Raw genomic sequence first — 22,242 nt, forward strand, 5'->3', positions numbered from 1 at the left:
GTTTTCAGACGTTCCGGAAGCGGTTGATGGCGTCGACGTGCTGGGCGCGCAGCTCCTCGTCGCGCACGCCCAGGCCCTCCTCGGGAGCGAGGCAGAGCACTCCCACCTTGCCCTGATGGCGGTTGCGGTGAACGTCGTACGCGGCCTGTCCGGTCTCCTCCAGGGAGTACACCCGGGACAGGGTCGGGTGGATCTTGCCCTTGGCGATCAGCCGGTTGGCCTCCCACGCCTCCCGGTAGTTGGCGAAGTGGGAGCCGATGATCCGCTTCAGCGACATCCACAGGTAGCGGTTGTCGTAGGCGTGGTCGTAGCCGGAGGTGGAGGCGCAGGTGACGATGGTGCCGCCCTTGCGGGTGACGTAGACGGAGGCGCCGAAGGTCTCGCGGCCCGGGTGCTCGAAGACGATGTCGACGTCCTCGCCGCCGGTCAGTTCGCGGATGCGCTTGCCCAGCCGCTTCCACTCCCTGGGGTCCTGGGTGTGTTCGTCCTTCCAGAACCGGAAGTCCTCGGCGGAGCGGTCGATGATCAGCTCGGCGCCCATTCGGCGGCAGATCTCGGCCTTCCGCTCGCTGGAGACCACGCAGATCGGGGTGGCGCCGCCGGCCAGCGCGAACTGCGTGGCGTAGGAGCCGAGTCCGCCGCTCGCGCCCCAGATCAGGACGTTGTCGCCCTGCTTCATCTGGGCGCCGTTGCGGGAGACGAGCTGCCGGTAGGCGGTGGAGTTGACCAGCCCCGGGGCGGCGGCCTCCTCCCAGCTCAGGTGGCCGGGCTTCGGCATGAGCTGGTTGGACTTGACCAGCGCGATCTCGGCGAGGCCGCCGAAGTTCGTCTCGAACCCCCAGATGCGCTGCTCCGGGTCGAGCATCGTGTCGTTGTGGCCGTCGGACGACTCCAGTTCCACGCTCAGGCAGTGCGCGACGACCTCGTCGCCCGGCTGCCAGGAGTTGACGCCGGGGCCGGTGCGCAGCACCACGCCCGCCAGGTCGGAGCCGATGACGTGGTACGGGAGGTCGTGCCGCCTGGTCAGTTCGCTGACCCGGCCGTAGCGCTCCAGGAAGCCGAAGGTGGACAGCGGCTCGAAGATCGACGTCCAGACCGAGTTGTAGTTGACCGAGGAGGCCATCACGGCCACCAGGGCCTCGCCCGGGCCCAGTTCGGGCACCGGGACGTCGTCCAGGTGGATCGACTTGCGGGGGTCCTTGTCGCGGGTTTCGAGGCCCGCGAACATCTCCGTCTCGTCCTTGTGCACGGTGATCGCGCGGTACGACTCGGGGAGCGGCAGGGCGGCGATGTCGGCCGGGCTTGCGTCGGGCGACTGGATCGCGTCCAGGATGTCCTTCACGGTCACGGTATTGCCTCCGGCGGTGAGCGCCCTGAGGGAGGGGCGCTGAGGGCTACGTCGGTGCTGAGGGTCGGGTGGGTCGCCGCCGGTTCGGCGGCTGAGGCGGGTGCGGCTGCGCGGGTGGCGCGGGAGGTTGCCTGTGACGCAGGCGTCCGGACGCGCGGGGTGTGGCCTGCGGGGACAGCCCGGACACGTTCAACGTATGACACTGCGTGTCACCCCGCAAGGCACTGGGTGCCAGAAACTGGGCTCAGATGAAATCTTTACGTAACAGATGAGCGATGATCGATCGAACGCCTCTCCAGGTCCGGTCGAAAAGGAACGTAGGCATGCAAAAACGGCCACCCGGTGGGTGGCCGTCGTCACAGGAGAGGCAGGCGGCCGAAGGCGCCCGGGGGAGGTGCGGGGAGGTGGGTGGAGTGCCTCAGCGCTCCTTGAGCGCCTGCTCGATGGTGCGCATCACCTCGTGCAGCGGGGCGTCGGTGCGGGCGACGGTCACCAGCACCTCGCCCTGGGCGGTGGCCGTCGCCGAGGCCCGCTGCGCTGCCGTACCGCTGCGCCCGGCGCCGATGCCCGAACCGAAGGTCCTGCGCACGATGGCGAAGGCGTGGTCGAGCTGGGCCTCCACGTCGCCCTGGCCACCGGCCCGCAGCCAGCGCCGCAGGACGTGGTTGTGGGCGGTGACCACCGCGGAGGCGGCGACCTCGGCCAGCAGCGGGTCGTCGTTGGCGTCGTCGTCGTGCGCGTGCTCGTCGAAGTGGCCGAGGAGGTAGCGGGTGAACAGGCGCTCGTAGCGGGCCACCGACGCGATCTCCGCCTCGCGCAGGGTGGGCACCTCACGCGTGAGCTTGTAGCGGGCCACCGAGATGTCCGGGTGGGCCGCGTACATCTTCATGACCTCCTTGATGCCCCGGCACACCGTGTCCAGCGGGTGCTCGTGCGCGGGCGCGGCGTTGAGCACCGCCTCCGCGCGCACCAGGGTGTCGTCGTGGTCGGGGAAGATCGCCTCTTCCTTGGAACGGAAGTGGCGGAAGAAGGTGCGGCGCGCCACCCCGGCGGCGGCCGCGATCTCGTCCACGGTGGTCGCCTCGTACCCCTTGGTCGCGAACAGCTCCATCGCGGCCGCCGCCAGCTCCCGGCGCATTTTCAGCCGCTGGGCGGCGGCACGGCCGCCGGCGGCGCTCTCCGGCGCGTCGGACGCGGCTGGGGTACGTGGGGACCTGGCGGGCTGGGGCATGACTCGAACGTACTGCATTCGGGCGGCTCGGTGCGCGCGACCTGGGGTTCCCCCGCCCCGGGAGGGCGGGGGAGGGTCCGCCGGGTCGAGCAGTCCGCCCCAGTCCGCACCGGGCCGGAACCAGTCGCCGGGGCGGGGATCAGCGCCGGGCATATTCGCGGAAGCCGCGGCCCGTCTTGCGGCCGAGGCAGCCCGCGGCCACCAGGTGCTCCAGGAGCGGCGCCGGGGCCAGCCCCGGGTCGCGGAACTCACGGTGCAGCACCTTCTCGATGGCCAGCGACACATCGAGGCCGACCACGTCGAGCAGTTCGAAGGGGCCCATCGGATAGCCGCCGCCGAGCTTCATCGCCGCGTCGATGTCGTCGAGCGTCGCGTAGTGCTCCTGCACCATCTTCACCGCGTTGTTCAGGTACGGGAACAGCAGCGCGTTCACGATGAACCCGGCCCGGTCACCGCAGTCCACGGCGTGCTTGCGGACCTTGGCGCAGACCTCGCGGACGGTGGCGTGGACGTCGTCGGCGGTCAGCACCGTACGCACCACCTCGACCAGCTTCATGGCCGGCGCGGGGTTGAAGAAGTGCATGCCGATCACGTCCTGCGGACGCGAGGTGGCGCGGGCGCAGGCGACGACCGGCAGCGAGGAGGTGGTGGTGGCGAGCACCGCGCCGGACTTGCAGACCTTGTCCAGGGCGGCGAAGAGCTGCCGCTTGACCTCCAGGTCCTCGGCGACCGCCTCCACCGCCAGGTCCACGTCGGCGAAGTCCTCGTAGCTCCCGGTCGCCGTGATCCGGTCCAGGGTCTGCGCGGCCGCCTCGGCGGTCAGCCGCCCCTTGTCCACCGAGCGCGCCAGGGACTTGCCGATCCGGGCCTTGGCCGTCTCGGCCTTCTCCTCGCTGCGGGCGGCGAGGACCACCTCGTACCCGGCCTTGGCGAAGACCTCGGCGATCCCGGAGGCCATGGTGCCCGAACCGGCCACCCCCACCGAGCGGACCGGGCGGCCGGGCACCGGGGAGTCGCTCCGCCGCGGGGTCAGCGCGTCCGGCACCACGACCGCGCTGTCCGGTGCCTCGTAGGTGTAGAAGCCGCGCCCCGCCTTGCGGCCGGTCAGGCCCGCCTCGCTGAGCTGCTTGAGGATCGGCGCCGGGGCGTGCAGCCGGTCCCGGGACTCGGTGTACATGGCCTCCAGGACGGTGCGCGCGGTGTCCACGCCGATCAGGTCGAGCAGGGCCAGCGGGCCCATCGGCAGCCCGCAGCCGAGACGCATCGCCGCGTCGATGTCCTCACGGGAGGCATAGCGCGCCTCGTACATCGCCGCGGCCTGGTTGAGGTAGCCGAACAGCAGGCCGTCGGCGACGAATCCGGGCCGGTCGCCGACCGCGACGGGCTCCTTGCCGAGGTCGAGGGCGAGGTCGGTGACGGCGCCGACGGCGGCGGGCGCGGTCAGCACCGAGGAGACCACCTCCACCAGCTTCATCGCCGGCGCCGGATTGAAGAAGTGCAGGCCCAGCACCCGTTCCGGGCGGGCGGAGTCGGCGGCCAGCCGGGTCACGGAGAGCGCGTTGGTGCCGGTCGCCAGGATCGTCTCCGGGCGCACGATCCCGTCCAGCTCGCGGAAGATGCGCTGCTTGACCTCGTACGTCTCCGGCGCCACCTCGATCACCAGGTCGGCGTCGGCCGCGGCCCGCAGATCGGTGGAGGTGCTCAGCCTCGCGAGGACCTCCGCGCGCTCCGGTTCGGTCAGGCGCCCGCGCTCGACGGCACGGGCGGTGGAGGTCTCCAGCGCGGCGACGGCCCGAGCGGCCTGGGCCGCGTCGATGTCGACGCCGACGACCGTGCGGCCGGCCCGGGCCAGCACTTCGGCGATACCGGCGCCCATGGTGCCGAGGCCGACCACGGCGACGGTCCGCAGGGCGGAGAGAGGGGTTTCGGAGCGGGGAGCGGCCATCGAGGGACTCCAGGAATGAGGGTGACGACGGGACAGGCGCCCCGGTGCGCCGAGCGGCGCACCGGGGGCGTGAAGGAGGAAAAGAGGTGCGGGTGTTGTCGCCGGGCTGACTCGCGCACACGCCCGGTGGCGATGCCGTCGTGACCGGGGCGCGCACACGCCCGCACGGCGGCGGAGAACCGGCCGGCCCTGTCCCGGGACCGGATCGCACTGCGGTACTCGCGTACCGGATCATCTGCTCCCGAGGCGGCCGCGTCACCAGACCGCCGCGGGAGAACACGAGTGGGTGACTCGCTCGATTGAGCTTAACCCGCGGGTAACGAGCGCGCCAGCCCCTTGTCTTGACCAGGTACGCCCCCGATGGCCGGCAACGCCTCTAACCTCGTGTCATGGACGAAGAGTTGCGGTCGCTCACGGAGCGTTCACGGGCGGAGGCGGGGGGCTCCGTGGCGCACGAGCGTCTCGTGGCCACCAAGGACGCCGAGGAACTGGCCGCGGTCCTCATCGAGCCCGGACAGCCGCTGTGGGCCCGGGAACTGGCCGCGTTCAAGCTGGGGACGGCGGGGGACCGGCGCGCCTTCGAGGCGCTCGTGCTGCTGCTCAACCACCGTGACCCGCCGCGCTGCGCCACCGCCGCCCGCGCCCTGGCCCGCCTCGGCGACCCCCGCACCGCCCGCGCCGCCGCCGCCCTCGCCACCAACGAACTCCGCGTCGCCTACGCCCTGCACCCGGTCCGGCTCCTGACCGAACTGCGCGCCCCGGAATCCGTCCCCGCGCTGATCACCACGCTCCGCCGCCGCCTCACCCCGCACGACCCCTACCGCCGGGTGGCACTGGCCTGCGTGGAGGGCCTGGGCGCCCTCGGCGACGCCCGGGCCCGACCCGTCCTCGACGAGGCCCTCGCCCACCCGGCCCTGGCACAGGCGGCGGTACGGGCCCTGTCCCGCCTGCCCCGCCCGAAGTGAGCCACCGCCCGCTCACGCGCCCCTCGTGGACGACGGGGCCGACCACGCCCGCCGCCGGGGCCGGTCGTCAGCCGCGGAAGCCCAGCAGACCGTGCAGGACCGCGCCGCGGGACGTGGTGGCGGCGGCCTTGGCGCGGAGGGGGCCGGGGGCGGGCAGGGCCGGGCAGACCGCGTCGGCCGCGGGCCCGGCGGGCGGCAGGGTGCCGTCGGCCAGGTAGGCGGTCAGATGCCCGTCCAGACAGGCGTTCCCGCTCAGCGTGATGCCGTGGTTGCCGCCGCCCTCCTCCACCACCAGGCGGGAGCCGCGCAGCGCGCGGTGGAGCGTGGCACCGCCCTCGTAGGGGGTGGCGGCGTCGTCCGTGGCCTGGAAGAGCAGCGCGGGCGGCAGCACGCGGTTGGTCACGTCCACCGGACGGCGCGGCCGCGCCGGCCAGAACGCGCACGGCGCGTTGTACCAGGCGTTGTTCCACGTCATGAAGGGCGCCTTCTCGTACGCGTCCCAGTTGTCCTCGCGCCAGTCGTCCCCGTCGCGCGGCCACCTCGCGTCCCGGCACTGCACCGCCGCGTAGACGCTGTAGCCGTTCTCGTCCGCCGCGTCGACGGCCCCGAAGTTCCGGTACGCCTCGACCAGCGGCCCGGCGTCCCGGTCGGCGACGTACGCGGCGAACGCCGCGGCGAGGTAGGGCCAGTAGCCGTGGTAGTAGCCGCCCGGCACGAAGGTGTCCTCCAGCTCGGCGGCGCCCACCGCCCCGCCCGCCGGCCGCTTCGCCAGCGCCGCCCGCATCGCGTACCAGGCGGCCTCGACCCGCTCCGGGTCCCGGCCCAGCCGGTAGGCCCCGTCGTGCTTCGCGACCCAGGCGAGGAAGGCGCGGTGGCGGTCGTTGAAGGCGAGGTCCTGGCGGAGGTTGGCCCCGTACCAGACCTCGGTCGGATCGACCACGGAGTCCAGCACCAGGCGGCGTACCCGCTCCGGGTGGAGCCGCGCGTAGACCGCGCCGAGATAGGTGCCGTACGAGTAGCCGAAGTAGTTGATCCGTTCCGCGCCCAGCGCCGCGCGGATCGCGTCGATGTCCCGCGCGGCGCTCACCGTGTCGAGATGCGGCAGCACACCGGCGTACTTCCTGCCGCAGGCGGCGGCGAAGGACCTCGCCCGCGTGAGGTTGGCCCGCTCGACGGCGGGTGTGTGCGGCAGGGAGTCGGGGCGCACCGGCGCGAAGTGGCCCGGCCGGCAGTTCAGGGCGGGCCTGCTCGCGCCCACGCCGCGCGGGTCGAAGCCGACGACGTCGTACTGCGTGGCCACCTTCTTCGGCAGCGACGACGCCACGAAACCGGCCAGCCGCAGCCCGCTGCCGCCGGGCCCGCCGGGGTTGACCAGCAGCGGCCCCTGGAAGGTCCGGGCGGTGTGCGGGATTCGGGAGAGCGCCAGCGTGATCCGTCGGCCCCCGGGACGGTCGTGGTCGAGCGGCACCGGCAGGGACGCGCACTGGAGCGTCGGATGCTCGGCCGTGGCGCACTTCCGCCACTCCAGGAGCGCGGCGGGCGCCCCGCCCCCCGCACGCGGCGCGCTCGCGTCGGCCGGGACGGCGGTGAACGCCCCCGCCAGGACGGCGGCGGCGCCGCACAGCACCGCTGCGCGTGGTCTCATGGGGCCCTCCCGGGGCTGCGGGCTGCGGACCGCGCGGTCGGGGTCCCGGCGGGATCGTCCCGGCGAACACCCGGGGAGGAACACGCTCCGCCGGAATGTGACCCGGTTGGGCCGCTCGTTGCCCTCGAACGCCCGCCGACGCACGCGCACCGATGCACGCCCACCGGTGCACGCCCGCCGACGCACTCGCGCCGGCCGCTGGGCCGGCCCCTGGAGGCCGCCGGGCGCCCGCTCCCGGTCCGCCGCTCCCGGACTGTCGCTCCCGGTCTCTCGGTCCCCCTCTCTCAGAGGAGCGAGAGCTGAGTCGGTCCCGCCTCCTCCGGGGCCCGGACCGGCCGCGGGACGTTCCGGGCGGCGCCCGCCCGCTCCGGCCCGATCCCGTACTCCCGGGCCAGGTCGTGCACCTGGCGGGTGATCCGGCGCTGGTACCACTTCGGGGCGTAGGCGCCCTCGGCGTACAGCCGCTCGTAGCGGCGCACCAGGTGCGGATGGTGCTGCCCCAGCCAGGCCATGAACCACTCCCGCGCGCCGGGCCGAAGATGGAGCACCAGCGGCGTGACGGAGGTGGCCCCGGCGGCGGCGATCGCCCGGACCGTGTCGCGCAGCCGGGCCGGCTCGTCGCTCAGGAACGGGATCACCGGGGCCATCAGCACCCCGCACCCGATGCCCTGTCCGGCCAGGGTCCGTACGACGTCCAGGCGGCGCTCCGGCGCGGGGGTGCCCGGCTCGACGGTCCGCCACAGGGCGGGATCGGTGAAGCCGACCGAGACGGAGATGCCGACCTCCGTCACCCGCGCCGCCCGCGTCAGCAGGTCGAGGTCGCGCAGGATCAGCGTCCCCTTGGTGAGGATCGAGAAGGGGTTGGCGTACTCCGTGAGGGCGTCGATGATGCCCGGCATCAGGCGGTACCGTCCTTCGGCCCGCTGATAGCAGTCCACGTTGGTGCCCATCGCGAGGTGCTCGCCCCGCCAGCCCGGCGCGGCCAGCCGGCGGCGCAGCAGTTCGGCCGCGTTCACCTTCACCACGATCTGGCTGTCGAAACCGAGGCCCGTGTCGAGGTCCAGATAACTGTGGGTCTTGCGGGCGAAGCAGTACACACACGCGTGCGAACAGCCCCGGTAGGGGTTCACCGTCCACTCGAACGGCATGCGCGAGGCGCCCGGCACCCGGTTCACGATCGAACGGGCCCGCACCTCGTGGAAGGTGATCCCGCGGAACTCGGGGGTGTCGAAGGTGCGGGTCGTCACCGCGTCCGCGCCGAACAGCGCGGCGTCCGCCGCCCGGCCGGGCCCGGTGCCGGTGTCCGGGTCGGTGAGGTTGTCCCAGCGCATGACGCCTCCTCGGTAGTACCGGACCACAGAATAGAACACACGTTCCCTTGATCGTGCGGGCGCGCTCCGGAACGTCGGCGCTGACCACTCCTCGCGCCCGGCGCGCGACCCTGGATTTGGTGGCCGGGCGGCGGGGTGGTTGGCTTGCCCCGACCCCGAGGAACCAGCCCTGGAGGAAACCGATGGCGCAGGTCGAGGCCACGACCGAGCGGATCGTCGCCGCGGACGCGGAGACGGTGTTCGACGCGCTCGCCGACTACAGCGGCACCCGCGCGAAGCTGCTGCCCGAGCAGTTCAGCGAGTACGAGGTCCGCGAGGGCGGCGACGGCGAGGGCACCCTCGTCCACTGGAAGCTCCAGGCCACCAGCAAGCGTGTCCGCGACTGCCTGCTGGAGGTGACCGAGCCCTCCGACGGCGAGCTGGTCGAGAAGGACCGCGACTCCTCCATGGTCACCACCTGGCGGGTCACCCCGGCGGGCGAGGGCAGGTCCCGCGCCGTCGTGACCACGGTGTGGAACGGCGCCGGCGGCATCGGCGGCTTCTTCGAGCGGACCTTCGCGCCCAAGGGCCTCGCCCGGATCTACGACGCCGTGCTCACCCGGCTCGCCGCCGAGGTCGAGAAGTAGCCAACGCCCGTACCGGGGGCGGCTGTTGGCCGCCCTCACCGGTTCGGGTGATCTCCACACGTCCGCGCGGGACGCCGTAACCCGGCGTACGCGTTCGCAGTTGTCGCTTGGCGCGGGTTGTCAGGCAGTGCGACGAGCGGAGCGGTACGTGGGCGGAGTCACCCTGGTGAAGGACGAGCCGGCCGCGGCCGCGCCCCCGGACGTCCCGGCGCCCGGCCCGGAGCCGGCCGCCGCGCTGAGCCCCCGCCGGGTCCGGCTGGTCTTCTGCGGACTGATGCTGGCGCTGCTGCTCGCCGCCCTGGAACAGATGATCGTCGCCACCGCGCTGCCGAGAATCGTCGGTGAGCTGCACGGCCTGGACCGGATGTCCTGGGCGGTGACCGCCTACCTGCTCACCTCCACCGTCGGACTGCCGATCTACGGCAAGCTCGGCGACCTCTACGGCCGCAAGGGCGTCTTCCAGTTCGCGATCCTCGTCTTCGTCATCGGCTCGGCACTGGCCGGCCGGGCGCAGACCATGGACCAGCTCATCGCCTACCGGGCCGTGCAGGGCGTCGGCGCGGGCGGCCTCATGATCGGCGTCCAGGCGATCATCGCCGACATCGTGCCGCCCCGGCAGCGCGCCCGGTTCATGGGCCTGATCGGCGGCGCGTTCGGCCTCGCCTCCGTCGCCGGCCCGCTGCTCGGCGGCTACTTCACCGACCACCTCTCCTGGCGCTGGTGCTTCTACTTCAACGTGCCCTTCGGCCTGCTGACCATGGCCGTCGTCGCCGTCGTCCTCAAGCTGCCCAGGCCGCGCGCCAAGGCCCGCCTCGACCTGCCCGGCGCGCTGCTGCTGGCCACCGCCTCCACCTGCGCGGTGCTGCTGACGAGCTGGGGCGGCACCGAGTACGCCTGGGACTCACGGGTCGTCCTCGGGCTCGGCGCCGGCGCGCTGGCGGCCACCGTGCTCTTCCTCATCGCCGAACGCTTCGCCGCCGAACCCCTCATCCCGCTACGGCTGTTCCGCGACTCCGTCTTCAACGTCACCGGCCTGATCGGCCTCGTGGTCGGCGTCGCCCTGTTCGGCGCCGCCAGCTACCTGCCCACCTTCCTGCAGATGGTCGACGGCGCCTCCGCCACCGAGTCCGGCCTGCTGATGCTGCCGATGATGGGCGGCATCGTCGGCGCCTCGATCATCGCCGGGCAGCTCATCAGCCGCACCGGGCGCTACCGCCTCCACCCCCTCCTCGGCGGGGTGTTCTCGGTGGTCGGCATGTGGCTGCTCTCCCACCTCGACGCCGACACGCCCCGCCTGCACTACAGCCTCTGGATGGCGCTCCTCGGCGCCGGTATCGGCATGGTGATGCCCGTCCTCGTCCTCGCCGTGCAGAACTCCGTACGCCCCGCCGACCTGGGCACCGCCACCAGCGCCAACACCTACTTCCGGCAGATCGGCGGCAGCGTCGGCGCCGCGGTCTTCGGCACCCTCTTCGCCGGGCGGCTCACCGACGCCCTCGCCGAGCGCCTGCCCGCCGGCGCCGGGCTGCCCGACCCGGAGGCCGTCACCCCGCAACTCGTCCACGCCCTGCCGCCGGCGCTGCGCGACGCCTACGTCCAGGCGTACGCCGACGCCATGCCGCGGATCTTCCTGTACCTGGTGCCGGTGCTCGTCCTCGGCCTCGTGCTCGCCCTCTTCCTCAAGGAGACTCCGCTGTTGAACCACGCAGCCCCGCCCCACGCGCCCGCGCCCGGGACCGACCCGGGCACCACCCCGATCCCGCACGCCCGCACGGCCTTCCACGGCGGCGTCCCCGTCTGCGGCACGGTCCAGCACCACGACGGCACGGTCGTACCCCGCGCCGCGCTCACCCTCATCGACGCCGCCGGACAGCAGATCGGCCGCGGCGCCAGCGGCGACGACGGCCGCTACGCGCTGGCCACGCCGGGCGTGGGAGCCTACGTCCTGATCGCCGCCGCGGGCGGTCACCAGCCGCAGGCCGTCTCCGTCACGGTGGGCGAGCGGCCCGTCGAACTGGACGTCGTCCTCGGCGGCGCCGGCCGCCTCGCCGGCAGCGTGCTCACCGCCGACGGCAGCCCCGTCCGGGACGCCGTCGTCACCCTCACCAACGTCCACGGCGAGGTGGTGGCCGCCACCCGCAGCGGCCGGGAGGGCGGGTACGTCATCGCCGAGCTGGTGGCCGGCGAGTACACCCTGGCCGGCAGCGCGCCCGCGTTCCGCCCGGCCGCGCTCCCGGTCACCGTCCAGGCGTCCCGGGAGACCCGGCAGGACATCGAGCTGGCCGGCGGGGCCGTGCTCAAGGGCACCGTGCGGGCCGGCGGCGGACGGCCCGTCGAGGACGCGCGCGTGACCCTGCTGGACGCCGCCGGCAACGTGGTCGACACCCTCACCACCGGCGCCGACGGCACCTTCCGGTTCATCGACCTGTCCTCCGGCGAGTACACCGTGATCGCCGCGGGCTACCCGCCGGTCGCCACCGTGCTCCAGGTCGCCGGCGGCGGCCGCACCGAGCGCGACCTGCAACTCGGGCACGAGGACTGACGGGGTGCGGGAGTCAGCGACGCTTTCAGGGGCCCGGTGTCCCACCGGTCTCGCCACCCGGACGTCCCTCGTGGCCCGGCCGGCCGGCCAGGCTGGCGTACCGGCCCTGGAAGAAGAGCAGGGGGCCGCAGTCGTTGCCGACGGCGAGGTCGCGTACCCGCCCGAGAACGAACCAGTGGTCGCCCGCTTCGGTGACCGTGCCGATGTCGCACTCGATCCAGGCGCTGGCGCCGTGAATGACCGGTGCCCCGTTTCCGGCCCGGTGCCAGGGCACGGCACGGAACTTGTCGCCTCCGCTGGTGGCGAAGGCCTGACATATCTCGCGCTGGTGGTCGCCGAGGACGTTGACCACGAAGGCGCCGGCCTGCTGGATACGTGGCCATGTGGTCGAGGCCTTGGCGGGGAAGAAGCCGACCATGGGAGGGTCGAGCGACACCGATGCGAACGATCCGACCGCGAATCCGACGGGGGTGTCCTCGTGTAGGGCGGTGACCACGACGACCCCGGTGGGGAAGTGACCCAGGACGCGGCGGAAGACGAATGGATCGGCCCGCGGCGGCGGCGGTCGCCTCAGGGGGTGGCTGTCCGCGGCGTGCTGCGCGGTGGCAGCCGTCAGGTTGGCCATGGGACTCCCTTCGCTGATCCGGGTGGTCAGTCTGCTTGTACGGCGAGGTCCCTGATGTTGCGATTCCCCTCGGCCCAGATGACGGACATGGTCAGGGCCTCGATGCGCCAGCCGTCGGGCGTGCGCAGCAGGCCGTAGCGGTACTCGCCCGCCAGTGTCCACAGCGGGCCGCCGAGCTGGTTCGGCAGCAGGTGGGTCGCCTGGAACATGGCGGTGGCCGCCGCCCTGTCGCCGTCGACTTCGACCAACTGGTTGGAGATCAGGTGCTGAGTGGCGGCGAGGCCCTCCCGGTTGCCGCGCCACTTCGCGATGACGTCCTTGCGCGACAGGACGACCGGCTCGCCACCGTTGAGGCTGGTGTAGTCGAGGCGGATGTCGTCGGTGAACAGGTCTGTCAGCCGGTCCCACTGGCAGTGGTCGAGGTGCCATCCCATGCGGGTGCACAGTTCGACGATGTCGTGGCGGTCGCGCAGATGCTGATCGGTCACGGCGGAGATCTCCTTCTCGGCGGCTGTTGTGGGTGGAGTATTCGCGGATCCGCGGCTCCCCTGCCAGAGCGAACTTCTCCTGTGGGCGGGGAGGGTGGTGGTGGTGACACCAGGTCTGGCGGGCGGTCACGGGGGTGCCGACCGGGTGTGGATCTCACGCAGCGTGACTGAACGTAAAAAACCTTCCCAAAGGTTTGACACTGGATGAGGCACCTGTCTAGCGTCATTCGAGTGGTGAAAGAATCAGTGGTTGACAGTTCCGGAAGGCAGCGCGAGGCGCTTCGGCACTTCCTGCGGTCCCGCCGAGCACGGCTTTCACCCGACGATGTCGGGTTGCTGGCCACCGGCCGGCGGCACACCCCCGGGCTGCGGCGCGAAGAGGTCGCGGTCCTCGCCGGCGTAAGCGCCTCTTGGTACACGTGGCTTGAACAGGGGAGGGATATCAAGGTCTCGGACAGCGTGCTGGATGCGATCAGTCACGCCCTGCGGCTCGACGACACCGAACGAGTGCACCTGTACCGGCTGGCGGGCACCAACCCGCCACAGCCCGCGTCGCGGAGCGCCGCCCCGAAGGAGACACAGCGACTGCAGCCGGTCGTCGACGGCTGGCTTCCCGCTCCGGCCTTCGTCATCGACCGCTACTGGAACGTCCTGGTCGCCAACAGCAAAGCGCGGTCGCTGCTCGGCGTTCCGGGTCACGGTCAGAACTACCTCACCGCCTTCTTCACGGAACCGTCGGCGCGCGTCCGTTTTCCGGACTGGGACAACATGGCCGCCCGGCTGGTGGGCCAGTTCCGCGTCCAGGGGGCGCGCTTCCCCGGGGACGCCCGCTTCGACATGCTGGCGCAGGAACTCTGCCGTGCCGACGAGGCGTTCGCCGATCTCTGGGCGCGCCACGAGACGTGCAACGCGGCCAGGACGCGCGTACGAGTACGCGTGAAGGGTCAGCAGGGCGCCCGCTACGAGCACCTGATCCTGTGGCTGCTCGAGAACCCCGACCTGCGTCTGATGCTCTACACGCCCATGCCGCACGCCCAGGAGGCGGGTCTGGAGCTGGTGGCGAGCTGACATCCGGCCGCTCCCGCTGCCCCTCACCTCACGACCGGGCTTGCGCGTACACCGTATTCCCGGCACTCACTTACTGAAGGAGCACTCAGCATGTCGACAGCCACCACCCCCCTGCGCATCGGGATCCTCGGAGCGGGCAGTATCGGCCGCCCCATCGGGCGTCACTGGTCGGCGGCGGGGCATCGGATGACCTTCGGATCCCGCAACCCGGAGCGTCTTTCCGAGTTCGTCGCCGGTTCCTGCCCCGAGGCCCGGACGGCCGGGCTCTTCGAGACCGCGGAGACGAACGACGTTCTGTTGCTGTCCGTTCCCCACCCGGCGTGGCCGGAGCTCCTGGAGAGTGTCGGGAACTCCCTGGCCGGCAAGCTGGTCATCGATGCCACGAACCCCATGGGTCTCTCCGACGACGGTCACATCATCTCCACCCTGGGCCCGGGGCTCACCCAGGGCAGGCACGCCTCCAAGTCGCTTCCCGACACGACGATCGTCCGTGCCTTCACGCACGTCATGGACGAACTGCTCTGGTCCCGCGGCACACAGCAGAGGCACTTCTGGGGCATGGCTTACGCCGGCGACGACACCGATGCCAAGGACACCGTGCGCGGCCTGATACTCGACGCCGGGTTCACTCCCGTGGATCTCGGGGGGCTCGACGATTCCGCCCCGCTCGACCCGGGCGGCCCGCTCTTCCCGCACATGTTCACGCCTGCGGACCTGCGGACGGCCGCAGGCCTCAGCGTATGAGCACGGACGAGAACATACCGGGTTCGGCCGAAGCTCTCTTCGAGCCGCTCACCGTGGGTTCCCTGACGCTGGACAACCGCATTGTCATGGCGCCCATGACCCGCGAGCTGTCCTCGGGCGGCGTCCCGGGACCGGAGGTGGCGGCGTACTACGCGCGCCGGGCGCGCAACGGGGTGGGGCTGATCATCACCGAGGGCGCCGCCATCGGGCACGTCGCCGCCGAGCGGCGTGAGTCGGTTCCCCGCCTCCATGGCCGGGACGCGCTGGCCGGCTGGTCAGCCGTGGTGGAGGCGGTGCACGCGGAGGGCGGCCGGATCGCGGCGCAGCTCATGCACGCCGGGCTCGACCCACTGCTGTGGGGCATGGGCGCCGAGCGGGTCGGCACGATCCTTCCCCGGGGATTCGAGCTGGAGAGCCCTTCCGGTGCGGACCCCTCCCGGCCCGAGGCGCCGCCGCTGGGCCGGGTCATGACGCGGGACGACATCGACGGCACCGTCGCCGCGTACGCCCGGACGGCCGCCGACGCGCGCAGAGCGGGGTTCGACGCCATCGAACTGCACGCCGCGCACGGATACCTCATCGACCAGTTCCTGTGGCCGGTGACCAATCGGCGCACCGACGCCTACGGAGGCAGCGCCCAGGCCCGCGTGCGCTTCGGCGTGGAAGTGGTGCGGGCCTGCCGGGAGGCGGTGGGCCCCTCCTTCCCGATCATCCTGCGTTTCTCTCAGTGGAAGGTCGGTCACTACAGCGCGCGGCTCGCCGACACACCGGCGGAACTGGAGGCGCTGCTGCTGCCGTTCGTCGAGGCGGGAGTGGACATGTTCCATGCCTCCACCCGCCGGTTCTGGGAGCCGGCGTTCGCGGGAAGCGAGGTGAATCTGGCCGGGTGGTCCAAGAGGGTCACCGGCAAGCCGGCCATCACGGTGGGCTCAGTGGGCCTGAAGGACAGTGACTTCCTCACCTACCTGGACGGCAAGGGCGCCGGGGTCGGTGACGTCACCGAGGTGACCGCACGGCTGGCGCAGGGCGAGTTCGATCTGGTCGCACTGGGCAGGGCGCTGATCGCGGACCCCGCCTGGCCGAGCAAGATGCGAGCGGGGCAGGCCCGTGACCTGGTTCCCTTCGCCGCGGACATGCTCGCCACCTTGTACTGACGGAACACGTCTGGGCCGCTCCCGGGGGAGCGGCCCAGGCTTTCTGTGTCCGCGCGCACGCCTGGGACCCGGGTCGGGCCGGCCAAGGGGAACGCCGCCGCCACAGAGGGCGCGAACCCCCTGTGCCTTGTCGCCAGGCATTCCGCACTCCAGGCATTCCTATTTTTCCCACCACCAGTATGCGCGATGACATCAGAATTACGCTCTGGACATCCCTCCGCGCCTCCCGGATAGTCATCGATGCACACACCGGTTACACCAGCGGGAGATCTACTGGAGGGTGCATGCCAAAGAGTACGACTGCGCCATCAAAGGTATTCCACCGGTCCGTGGACGATGTACTCGGGCCACGGAGCAAACGATTCTTCGGTGAAGGTTACAAACGCGCCGAGCATAAACTCCGCGACATTACCGTTACGCAGGAAAAGGGCCAGCCGGCCCGGGCCGATGCGGCCGTGCGGGTGCGCTACCCCTCCAACTGGTCACGCAAAGGCGATACGGACCAGCGGCCGCACCTCTCGACCGTGGACGTCCTCGTCATCGGCGCGCAACTGTGCGAGATCCTCCTCGCGGACGCGGTGGGACTCACCGCGCGGGAGCAGTCGGAGGCGGTCCTGCTCCGGGTCAGGATCAAGGCGGGCACCACTCCGGTGGAGGAGGACCTGGCGGGATTCCCCGCGAGTGCCCGACTGGCCGGCACCGCACCCGCCGCCGGCGAGAGCGGCCGGTTCGTCAGCACGATGGAGTGCCGGGTGGGAACTCTCCGCATGACCTGCGCTGTTCGGCACGGGCGCGCTGCACGGCCTGCTTCGCTTCCGGTGCGCTGCTCATCGGAACGGACCACGCTCGGTGCTCCGCACACCCGCCTGTTCGGTACGGGTTTCACCACGCGCCGGCAGTTCGTCGAAGACGTGGAACTCGATCTGGCAGCGGGCAGCGCGAGCGCCGCGGTCCGCATCGACGAGGCGGTGCACGCCCCTGCGGCGGGGCTGGAGGCGGGTCTTCGAAACTGCGCGTCCCCCATCGACGCGTTCGTTGTCGGGCTGCAGCTCGGGCAGGTGCTGCTCTACGCGCTGGACCAGGTGCCCCGGTCCCGCTCGAACACGCTCTGGATGCGCGAGACCGTTCTGGACCTGGATCCGGCGCGTGCCGCGCTGTCCGCGTCCGACGACACCGCCGTCCGGCTGGAGCGCAGCCGGCGGCTGACCAACAGCCGGGGCGAGGTCTGGCGCTCCGCGGACATTGTCGGCGACTTGCGTGGTATCGGGATGCGCTGCTCTGTCGCACACCGTCTTCCGTAGCCCCTTCGCGAATACACACATCCCACAGATCCACACATCCCACAAATCCACGAATCCCGGAATCCAAGAAGAGGGAAACGATATGAATCTGGCCATTTCCGGCACCTATTCGGTCGGCAAGACCCTGACGACCATGGCCGTGTCCCATCTCACCGGCCTGGCGCGCAGCTCCGCCAAGACCATGCGTGAGCTGCTGCCGATCTCCGTGCCGGGCAAGACGCTGGAGGAGTGCACCGCGGCGGAGATCATCATGCTGATCATGCGCCGCAACCAGGAACGCGCCGTCAACGAGAGTCACTTGCGCCACGGGTTCGTCTCGGACGGCTCCTCCCTGCACGAGTGGTCCTACGGAACCGTGCGGGTGCTGGTGGGCATCAACCCCAACGAGTCGGTGAACCTCGAGAACGTCGAGATGACCGACGAGATCCGCTTCTACGCACAGGTCATGGAGAAGATGGGCATCCCGGCCCGGCAGCACGCCAAGGCGTCCTACGACTCGTTCGTGCACCTGCCCGTGGAGTTCCCCATCGTCGAGGACGGGCACCGGCCGGTCAGCGAGCGGTTCCGCCTGCTGGCCGACGAGATGCTGCTGAAGAACATCAACGAGCTAGGGATACCGGTGCACATCGTCGGGGGCACGGTTCCCGAGCGCCTGAAGAAGATCGTCGACATCTACGGTTTCACTCCGCAGATGTCGATCGAGGAGGCCATTTCGCGTGCCAAGGCGGACTACGCGAAAATCGACACGACCAGCGAGACCGACCGCGCGCCGGTCGCGGTGGCATGACCGCGATCGCGGCCCTGGCCGGTCTGGGCACGGCGCTGCCCTCCCGGCGGGTCACCAACGAGGAGCTGTCCCGCACGCTGGACACCGACGACCAGTGGATCCGGTCGCGCACGGGTATAGCGCAGCGCTTCTGGAGTGCGGGCGTCGCCACCAGCGATCTCGCCGTCGAGGCGGGGCGCAACGCCCTGAGGTCGGCGGGGAGCGACGCCGTCGACATGGTGATCGTGGCAACGACCACGCCCGATCACGCGTGTCCCGCCACAGCACCGGACGTGGCAAGCCGGCTGGGGCTCGGTACCGTTCCGGCCTTCGACGTCGCTGCCGTGTGCAGCGGTTTCGTGTACGGGCTGGCCTGCGCCGCCGCCCACATCGCCGCCGATCTGGCGGCGCGTGTCCTGGTGATCGGCGCCGAGACGTACTCGACGATCCTCGACCCCGGCGACCGGAGCACCTCCGTCATCTTCGGCGACGGTGCCGGTGCCGCGGTACTCCGGGCGGCGGGACCCGGTGCGCCGGGCGGCTTCCTCGGTTTCGATCTGGGCAGTGACGGTTCACTGAAGGACCTCATCATCATCCCCGACGGCGGCTCTCGGCAGCGGACCTCGAAAGGCGACCCGGCGGGTTCCTACTTCACGATGCAGGGAAAGCCGGTGTTCCGGCACGCGGTCGACCGGATGACCGAATCGGCCGAAGCCCTGTTGGAGAAAGCGGGATGGACCGCGGGAACCGTCGACTGGTTCGTGGGCCATCAGGCCAATGCCCGGATCCTGCGCGCGGTGGCTGACGGTCTCGGGGTGAAGAGCGACCGGGTGATCATCGACATGGACCGCGTCGGCAACACGTCGGCAGCCTCCATACCGCTCGCCCTGGCCCGTGCCGTCACGGACGGCAATCTGGTCCCCGGGGACCGCGTACTCCTGAGCGCTTTCGGCGGCGGTGTCACCTGGGGGTCGTCCGCACTGGTGTGGCCCGACGTTCCGGCTCTGTAGACCGCAGGGAAATAAACGACGGAATGACATCCATTTGTGAGGCGAGATGATTACTACGCAGCAGATCAGCGCGCTGATCGGAACGTATTTCGACGTGGAGGGCAAGGAGATCTCCGGAGCGACCGACTTCGAGTCCCTGGAGTTCGACTCGCTCGTCCTGGTCGAACTCGCCGTGATCCTCACACGCGACTACGGCGTGGAGGTCACCGACGAGGAACTGGCCGAAGCGGAGACCATCGAGGCGACCGCGGCTCTGGTGAACAGCAAGACACGGGCGCTCGCGGTCTGACAGACACAACAGAGCCGGCACCTGTCCGGGCGGGAGGGCGGCATACCTCTCCCGCCCGATCGCGAGGGGGAGCACTGATGAACCTCACGAGGCGCGCCACTCGCGCCGCGGCCTTCTTCGATGTCGACGGCACCCTGGTCGACACCACAACGATGTTTGATTTTCTCGCCCATCATCTGGACGTTCGCGGGCGCTCCGAGGAGTACCCGGTCTTCCGGAGCCGGCTCGGTGACATGGCGCGGAGCGGCGCGGACCGGGCCCGGCGGTGTACTGCCTATTACGAGATGTATGCCGGTGTCCCGGTTTCCGCTCTCGCCGAGGAAGGGGCCGAGTGGTTCGCGCGCCGGACCGGCCGTCCTGGTTTCTTCGTGCAACCGGCTCTCGCCGCATGCCGTTCCCATGCCGCCGCCGGAGATCTGGTGGTGCTGGTCTCGGGGTCGTTCCCCGCATGTCTGGACCCCGTCGCGGAGCATCTCGGGGCCGATGTGCTGCTCTGCTCCCGGCCCGAGGTGAGGGCGGGGCTGCTCACCGGTGCGATCGGCACACCGATGATCGGCGCGGCCAAGGCCGACGCCGTACGCCGCCTGGCCGGCCGGCGCGGCCTGGACCTGGAGCGGAGCCATGCCTACGGCGACCACATCTCCGACGTGCCCTACATGGAACTGGTCGGGCATCCGGTCGTCGTGGGTGACGACAGCGAGCTGGCGGGCCATGCGGCACGACACGGGTGGCGCCGGCTGCCGGGCGGCCGGCGGCCCGCTACCCTCACAGACAGGATTCGACCGTGACAACGGTGCGGTACAAGGGCCCGCGGGTCGCCTTCGTCGGCGCCTACGGCAATGGCAAGACCACCCTGACGACCCGCCTCGCGCAGACCACGGGTCTGCCTCGGACCCATGGCAGTGCCATGCGTGATCCTCTCGGGGCGTCAGGGAAGTCGCTGGAGGACTGCGGTGAAGCGGAGTTGCTCCAATTGACGGTGCGCCGGTTCACCGAACGCCGGGTGGGTGAGGCCCTCCTGCCGCGAGGGTTCCTCTCGGACGGCTCCGTTCTTCACGAGTGGGTCTACGCGACGGTGCGGCTGGCACTCGGGCGTTTTCCCGACGGGCACGCGTGTCTTGCGGCCGTCCGCCGGTCCGGGACGAGGACCGCGTTCGAGGAGGTCGCCCACCAGCTCGGACAACTGGCCCTGTGCCATGCCCAGGAGAACTACGATCTGGTGGTGCACCTCCCGGTGGAGGTGCCGTTGGCCGACAGGCCGAGCCCGATCAGTGAAGCCTTCCGCGAGATCTCCGACCGGTTGCTCCTCGACGAGCTGAGCCGGGCGGACATTCCGGTCCATGTCGTCGCGGGCGGCCATGAGGAGCGGCTACAGGAGTGCCGCCGTCTGATCGCCGCCTGCGTACCTCCGGAACGCGGACTGCGCTGACCTCGGCCTCGGTGGCTGCGGGCCGGTTCGACGAGGCCGCTTCCCCCGGCCGCCGGGCGGGCCACCTTGCGGCGTCGAAGGCGGGCACGGTCCGCGTGGTGAGGCCCGGTCCGCTGTCGCGGACCGGGCCCCACCCGTGTCGGGCGGGAGCGCGCCCCGGGCGGAGCGGCTCAGACGGCGGTCGCGGCCGACCGCCGCTCGGGGCGCGCGATGAGCCGCCAGGCGCCGAGGCCGCCCAGAAGGTAAGCGATGGCCACGGCGAGGAAACAGAGCGCGGCGCCCTGGTTCCAGTCGGAGAGGGAGTTGAGGACGACGCCCATGACGGCGATCCCGACCAGCGAGCCGATCTGGCGGTTGGCGTTGAGCACCGAGCCGGCCACATTGGCGTGTTCCGGGCCGGCGGCGTCGACCAGCGCCGCTGTCATCCCGGGCGAGATGATGCCCGCGCCGATGTTCGCGACGCCCACGGCGACGGCCAGCACCCAGTAGGGAGTGTCCGGGGAGATGGTGACCATCGTCAGCGAGGCGAAGCCCGCGAGCAGCAGGAACGCCGTCAGGAGAGCGCCGTTGGAGAATCGGGCGGAGATGCGCGAGTAGACGATGTTCGCCACCGGGAAGAAGATCGTCATCGGGAGCAGTTCCAGTCCGGCCTCGAACGGGGACGCCCCGCGGGCGTGCTGGAGGTAGAGCCCGAGCATGAACGTCGACCCGAACAGGGCGAAGTTGAAGAGGAAGCCGACGATGTTGGCGCCCGCGAAACCGGGATGGCGAAAGAGCAGCCACGGCATCACGAGGTGGGTCGCACGGCGTTCGCGGACCAGGAGGGTGGCGGCGGCCGCCGCGGCGACCACGTAGGCGGCGGCCAGCGCCCCTGCGGTCCAGCCCAGTTGAGGGCCTTCGATGAGGGCGAAGCTGACGGCGGCGAGGAGCACGATCCAGGTGAGGTGACCGGGGACGGCCAGTCGCGTGGCGCGGGTCTCGACGGGTGCGATGTAGCGGTAGGTCATGTACATACCGATCACACCGATCGGCAGGTTCAGCAGGAAGATGGACTCCCAGCCGAACGCGCTCACCATCAGTCCGCCGACGGTGGGGCCCAGTCCGGACGAGGTGGCCACGATCGCCGACCACAGGCCCAGCATCTTCGTGCGCTGCCGCTTCTCCGGGAAGGAGAAGACCAGCAGCGACAGGGAGCTGGGCATGAAGAGGGCCGCGCCGGCGCCCTGGACCAGGCGGGCCGCGATCAGGGTTTCGGGGTTGGGCGCCAGGGCGCAGGTGAGCGAGGCGACGAAGAAGACCGCCATCCCCCACAGGTAGATCTTTTTCGCGCCGACCCGGTTGGCCAGGCCGCCGGCGAGCATCAGGAGCGAGGCGAAGGTCAGCACGTAGCCGTCGACGATCCAGGTGAGCTGCGTCAGGGTGGTCTGCAGCTTCTCCTGGATGGTGGCGCCGGCCACGTTGACCACGGTGACGTCCAGGGTCGCCATGACGAATCCCGTGGCCAGTGCCGTGATCTTCAGGCCGCTTGGTGTCTCGCGTTTCTCCGGCACCGGAGCGTGGGTCACTGCGGGGTGAGCTGAGGGCATCTGTCTTCTCCTGCGGAGGTCGGGGCGGGGTGTGCCCGCGTAGGGGCCGTGGGGGAGCGGCGCAACCGCTCAACTGCACGACGCGTGGGCAGACTTGGGCCTTCCGGCGCGTACCTCGACCACTGAACTCCATACGTTGACGACTGTCA

General features: G+C 71.1%; 20 protein-coding genes. 12 read left to right on the top strand and 8 right to left on the bottom strand.

Annotated features, from left to right (window positions below):
* Positions 1-4 precede the first annotated feature (4 nt).
* From ccrA to ABEB00_RS03550, 3 genes are all read right to left on the bottom strand, one after another.
* Positions 5-1,342: a crotonyl-CoA carboxylase/reductase gene (gene ccrA, locus ABEB00_RS03540; protein WP_345617514.1), complete on the bottom strand. Its 1,338-nt coding sequence runs from the start codon at positions 1,340-1,342 to the stop codon at positions 5-7.
* A gap of 424 nt (positions 1,343-1,766) precedes the next feature.
* Complete coding sequence (locus tag ABEB00_RS03545; RefSeq protein WP_345617357.1) at positions 1,767-2,579, bottom strand: TetR family transcriptional regulator; 813 nt, start codon at positions 2,577-2,579, stop codon at positions 1,767-1,769.
* A 139-nt stretch (positions 2,580-2,718) separates the two neighbouring features.
* Entirely contained in the window at positions 2,719-4,524 is a 1,806-nt protein-coding gene (locus tag ABEB00_RS03550) for a 3-hydroxyacyl-CoA dehydrogenase family protein (protein ID WP_345617358.1), read from the bottom strand.
* A 389-nt stretch (positions 4,525-4,913) separates the two neighbouring features.
* Between ABEB00_RS03550 and ABEB00_RS03555 the strand changes: the two genes are divergently transcribed.
* Positions 4,914-5,489 (top strand): adenylosuccinate lyase, encoded by a 576-nt coding sequence (locus ABEB00_RS03555; RefSeq protein WP_345617359.1) that lies wholly within the window; start codon positions 4,914-4,916, stop codon positions 5,487-5,489.
* A 67-nt stretch (positions 5,490-5,556) separates the two neighbouring features.
* On the opposite strand, the gene ABEB00_RS03560 is transcribed toward ABEB00_RS03555, so the two are convergent.
* Both ABEB00_RS03560 and ABEB00_RS03565 read right to left on the bottom strand, forming a co-directional pair.
* The gene (locus ABEB00_RS03560; RefSeq protein ID WP_345617360.1) at positions 5,557-7,134 is read right to left on the bottom strand and encodes an alpha/beta hydrolase; all 1,578 of its coding nucleotides are present in this window, start codon (positions 7,132-7,134) and stop codon (positions 5,557-5,559) included.
* A gap of 284 nt (positions 7,135-7,418) precedes the next feature.
* Entirely contained in the window at positions 7,419-8,465 is a 1,047-nt protein-coding gene (locus ABEB00_RS03565) for an Rv2578c family radical SAM protein (RefSeq protein ID WP_345617361.1), read from the bottom strand.
* Positions 8,466-8,647: 182 nt separating this feature from the next.
* On the opposite strand from ABEB00_RS03565, the gene ABEB00_RS03570 reads away from it, so the two are divergent.
* Both ABEB00_RS03570 and ABEB00_RS03575 read left to right on the top strand, forming a co-directional pair.
* Complete coding sequence (locus tag ABEB00_RS03570) at positions 8,648-9,091, top strand: SRPBCC family protein (protein ID WP_345617362.1); 444 nt, start codon at positions 8,648-8,650, stop codon at positions 9,089-9,091.
* A 148-nt stretch (positions 9,092-9,239) separates the two neighbouring features.
* The gene (locus tag ABEB00_RS03575) at positions 9,240-11,633 is read left to right on the top strand and encodes an MFS transporter (protein ID WP_345617363.1); all 2,394 of its coding nucleotides are present in this window, start codon (positions 9,240-9,242) and stop codon (positions 11,631-11,633) included.
* Between the two features lie 25 nt (positions 11,634-11,658).
* Here ABEB00_RS03575 and ABEB00_RS03580 read toward each other — a convergent pair whose 3' ends face one another.
* Both ABEB00_RS03580 and ABEB00_RS03585 read right to left on the bottom strand, forming a co-directional pair.
* On the bottom strand, positions 11,659-12,258 hold the full coding sequence (locus ABEB00_RS03580) for a flavin reductase family protein (protein ID WP_345617364.1): 600 nt from the start codon (positions 12,256-12,258) through the stop codon (positions 11,659-11,661).
* Between the two features lie 26 nt (positions 12,259-12,284).
* Positions 12,285-12,746 (bottom strand): nuclear transport factor 2 family protein, encoded by a 462-nt coding sequence (locus ABEB00_RS03585; RefSeq protein ID WP_345617365.1) that lies wholly within the window; start codon positions 12,744-12,746, stop codon positions 12,285-12,287.
* A 204-nt stretch (positions 12,747-12,950) separates the two neighbouring features.
* Between ABEB00_RS03585 and ABEB00_RS03590 the strand changes: the two genes are divergently transcribed.
* The 9 genes from ABEB00_RS03590 (at position 12,951) to ABEB00_RS03630 (ending at position 20,507) form a co-directional block, all read left to right on the top strand.
* Positions 12,951-13,814 (top strand): helix-turn-helix transcriptional regulator, encoded by an 864-nt coding sequence (locus ABEB00_RS03590; protein ID WP_345617366.1) that lies wholly within the window; start codon positions 12,951-12,953, stop codon positions 13,812-13,814.
* 90 nt (positions 13,815-13,904) lie between these two features.
* Entirely contained in the window at positions 13,905-14,558 is a 654-nt protein-coding gene (locus ABEB00_RS03595; RefSeq protein WP_345617368.1) for an NADPH-dependent F420 reductase, read from the top strand.
* Complete coding sequence (locus tag ABEB00_RS03600; RefSeq protein WP_345617369.1) at positions 14,555-15,712, top strand: NADH:flavin oxidoreductase; 1,158 nt, start codon at positions 14,555-14,557, stop codon at positions 15,710-15,712. Before ABEB00_RS03595 ends, ABEB00_RS03600 begins: the two co-directional genes overlap by 4 nt.
* Positions 15,713-16,041: 329 nt before the next feature.
* Positions 16,042-17,013 carry an AvrD family protein gene (locus ABEB00_RS03605; RefSeq protein ID WP_345617370.1) on the top strand — a complete coding sequence of 324 codons (972 nt, stop codon included), beginning with the start codon at positions 16,042-16,044 and terminating at the stop codon, positions 17,011-17,013.
* An 82-nt stretch (positions 17,014-17,095) separates the two neighbouring features.
* Positions 17,096-17,800, top strand: a complete 705-nt coding sequence (locus ABEB00_RS03610) for an AAA family ATPase (RefSeq protein ID WP_345617371.1) — start codon at positions 17,096-17,098, stop codon at positions 17,798-17,800.
* Positions 17,797-18,789, top strand: a complete 993-nt coding sequence (locus ABEB00_RS03615; RefSeq protein WP_345617372.1) for a beta-ketoacyl-ACP synthase III — start codon at positions 17,797-17,799, stop codon at positions 18,787-18,789. Before ABEB00_RS03610 ends, ABEB00_RS03615 begins: the two co-directional genes overlap by 4 nt.
* A gap of 46 nt (positions 18,790-18,835) precedes the next feature.
* Positions 18,836-19,078 carry an acyl carrier protein gene (locus ABEB00_RS03620; RefSeq protein WP_345617373.1) on the top strand — a complete coding sequence of 81 codons (243 nt, stop codon included), beginning with the start codon at positions 18,836-18,838 and terminating at the stop codon, positions 19,076-19,078.
* A 77-nt stretch (positions 19,079-19,155) separates the two neighbouring features.
* Entirely contained in the window at positions 19,156-19,866 is a 711-nt protein-coding gene (locus tag ABEB00_RS03625) for an HAD-IB family hydrolase (protein ID WP_345617374.1), read from the top strand.
* Complete coding sequence (locus ABEB00_RS03630) at positions 19,863-20,507, top strand: AAA family ATPase (protein WP_345617375.1); 645 nt, start codon at positions 19,863-19,865, stop codon at positions 20,505-20,507. Before ABEB00_RS03625 ends, ABEB00_RS03630 begins: the two co-directional genes overlap by 4 nt.
* Before the next feature lie 170 nt (positions 20,508-20,677).
* Here the strand turns inward: ABEB00_RS03630 and ABEB00_RS03635 are convergent, their stop codons facing one another.
* Positions 20,678-22,093, bottom strand: coding sequence for an MFS transporter (locus ABEB00_RS03635; RefSeq protein WP_345617376.1), 1,416 nt, complete (start codon positions 22,091-22,093; stop codon positions 20,678-20,680).
* Positions 22,094-22,242 lie beyond the last annotated feature (149 nt).

Source organism: Streptomyces ziwulingensis, assembly GCF_039542605.1.
Classification (GTDB): domain Bacteria; phylum Actinomycetota; class Actinomycetes; order Streptomycetales; family Streptomycetaceae; genus Streptomyces; species Streptomyces ziwulingensis.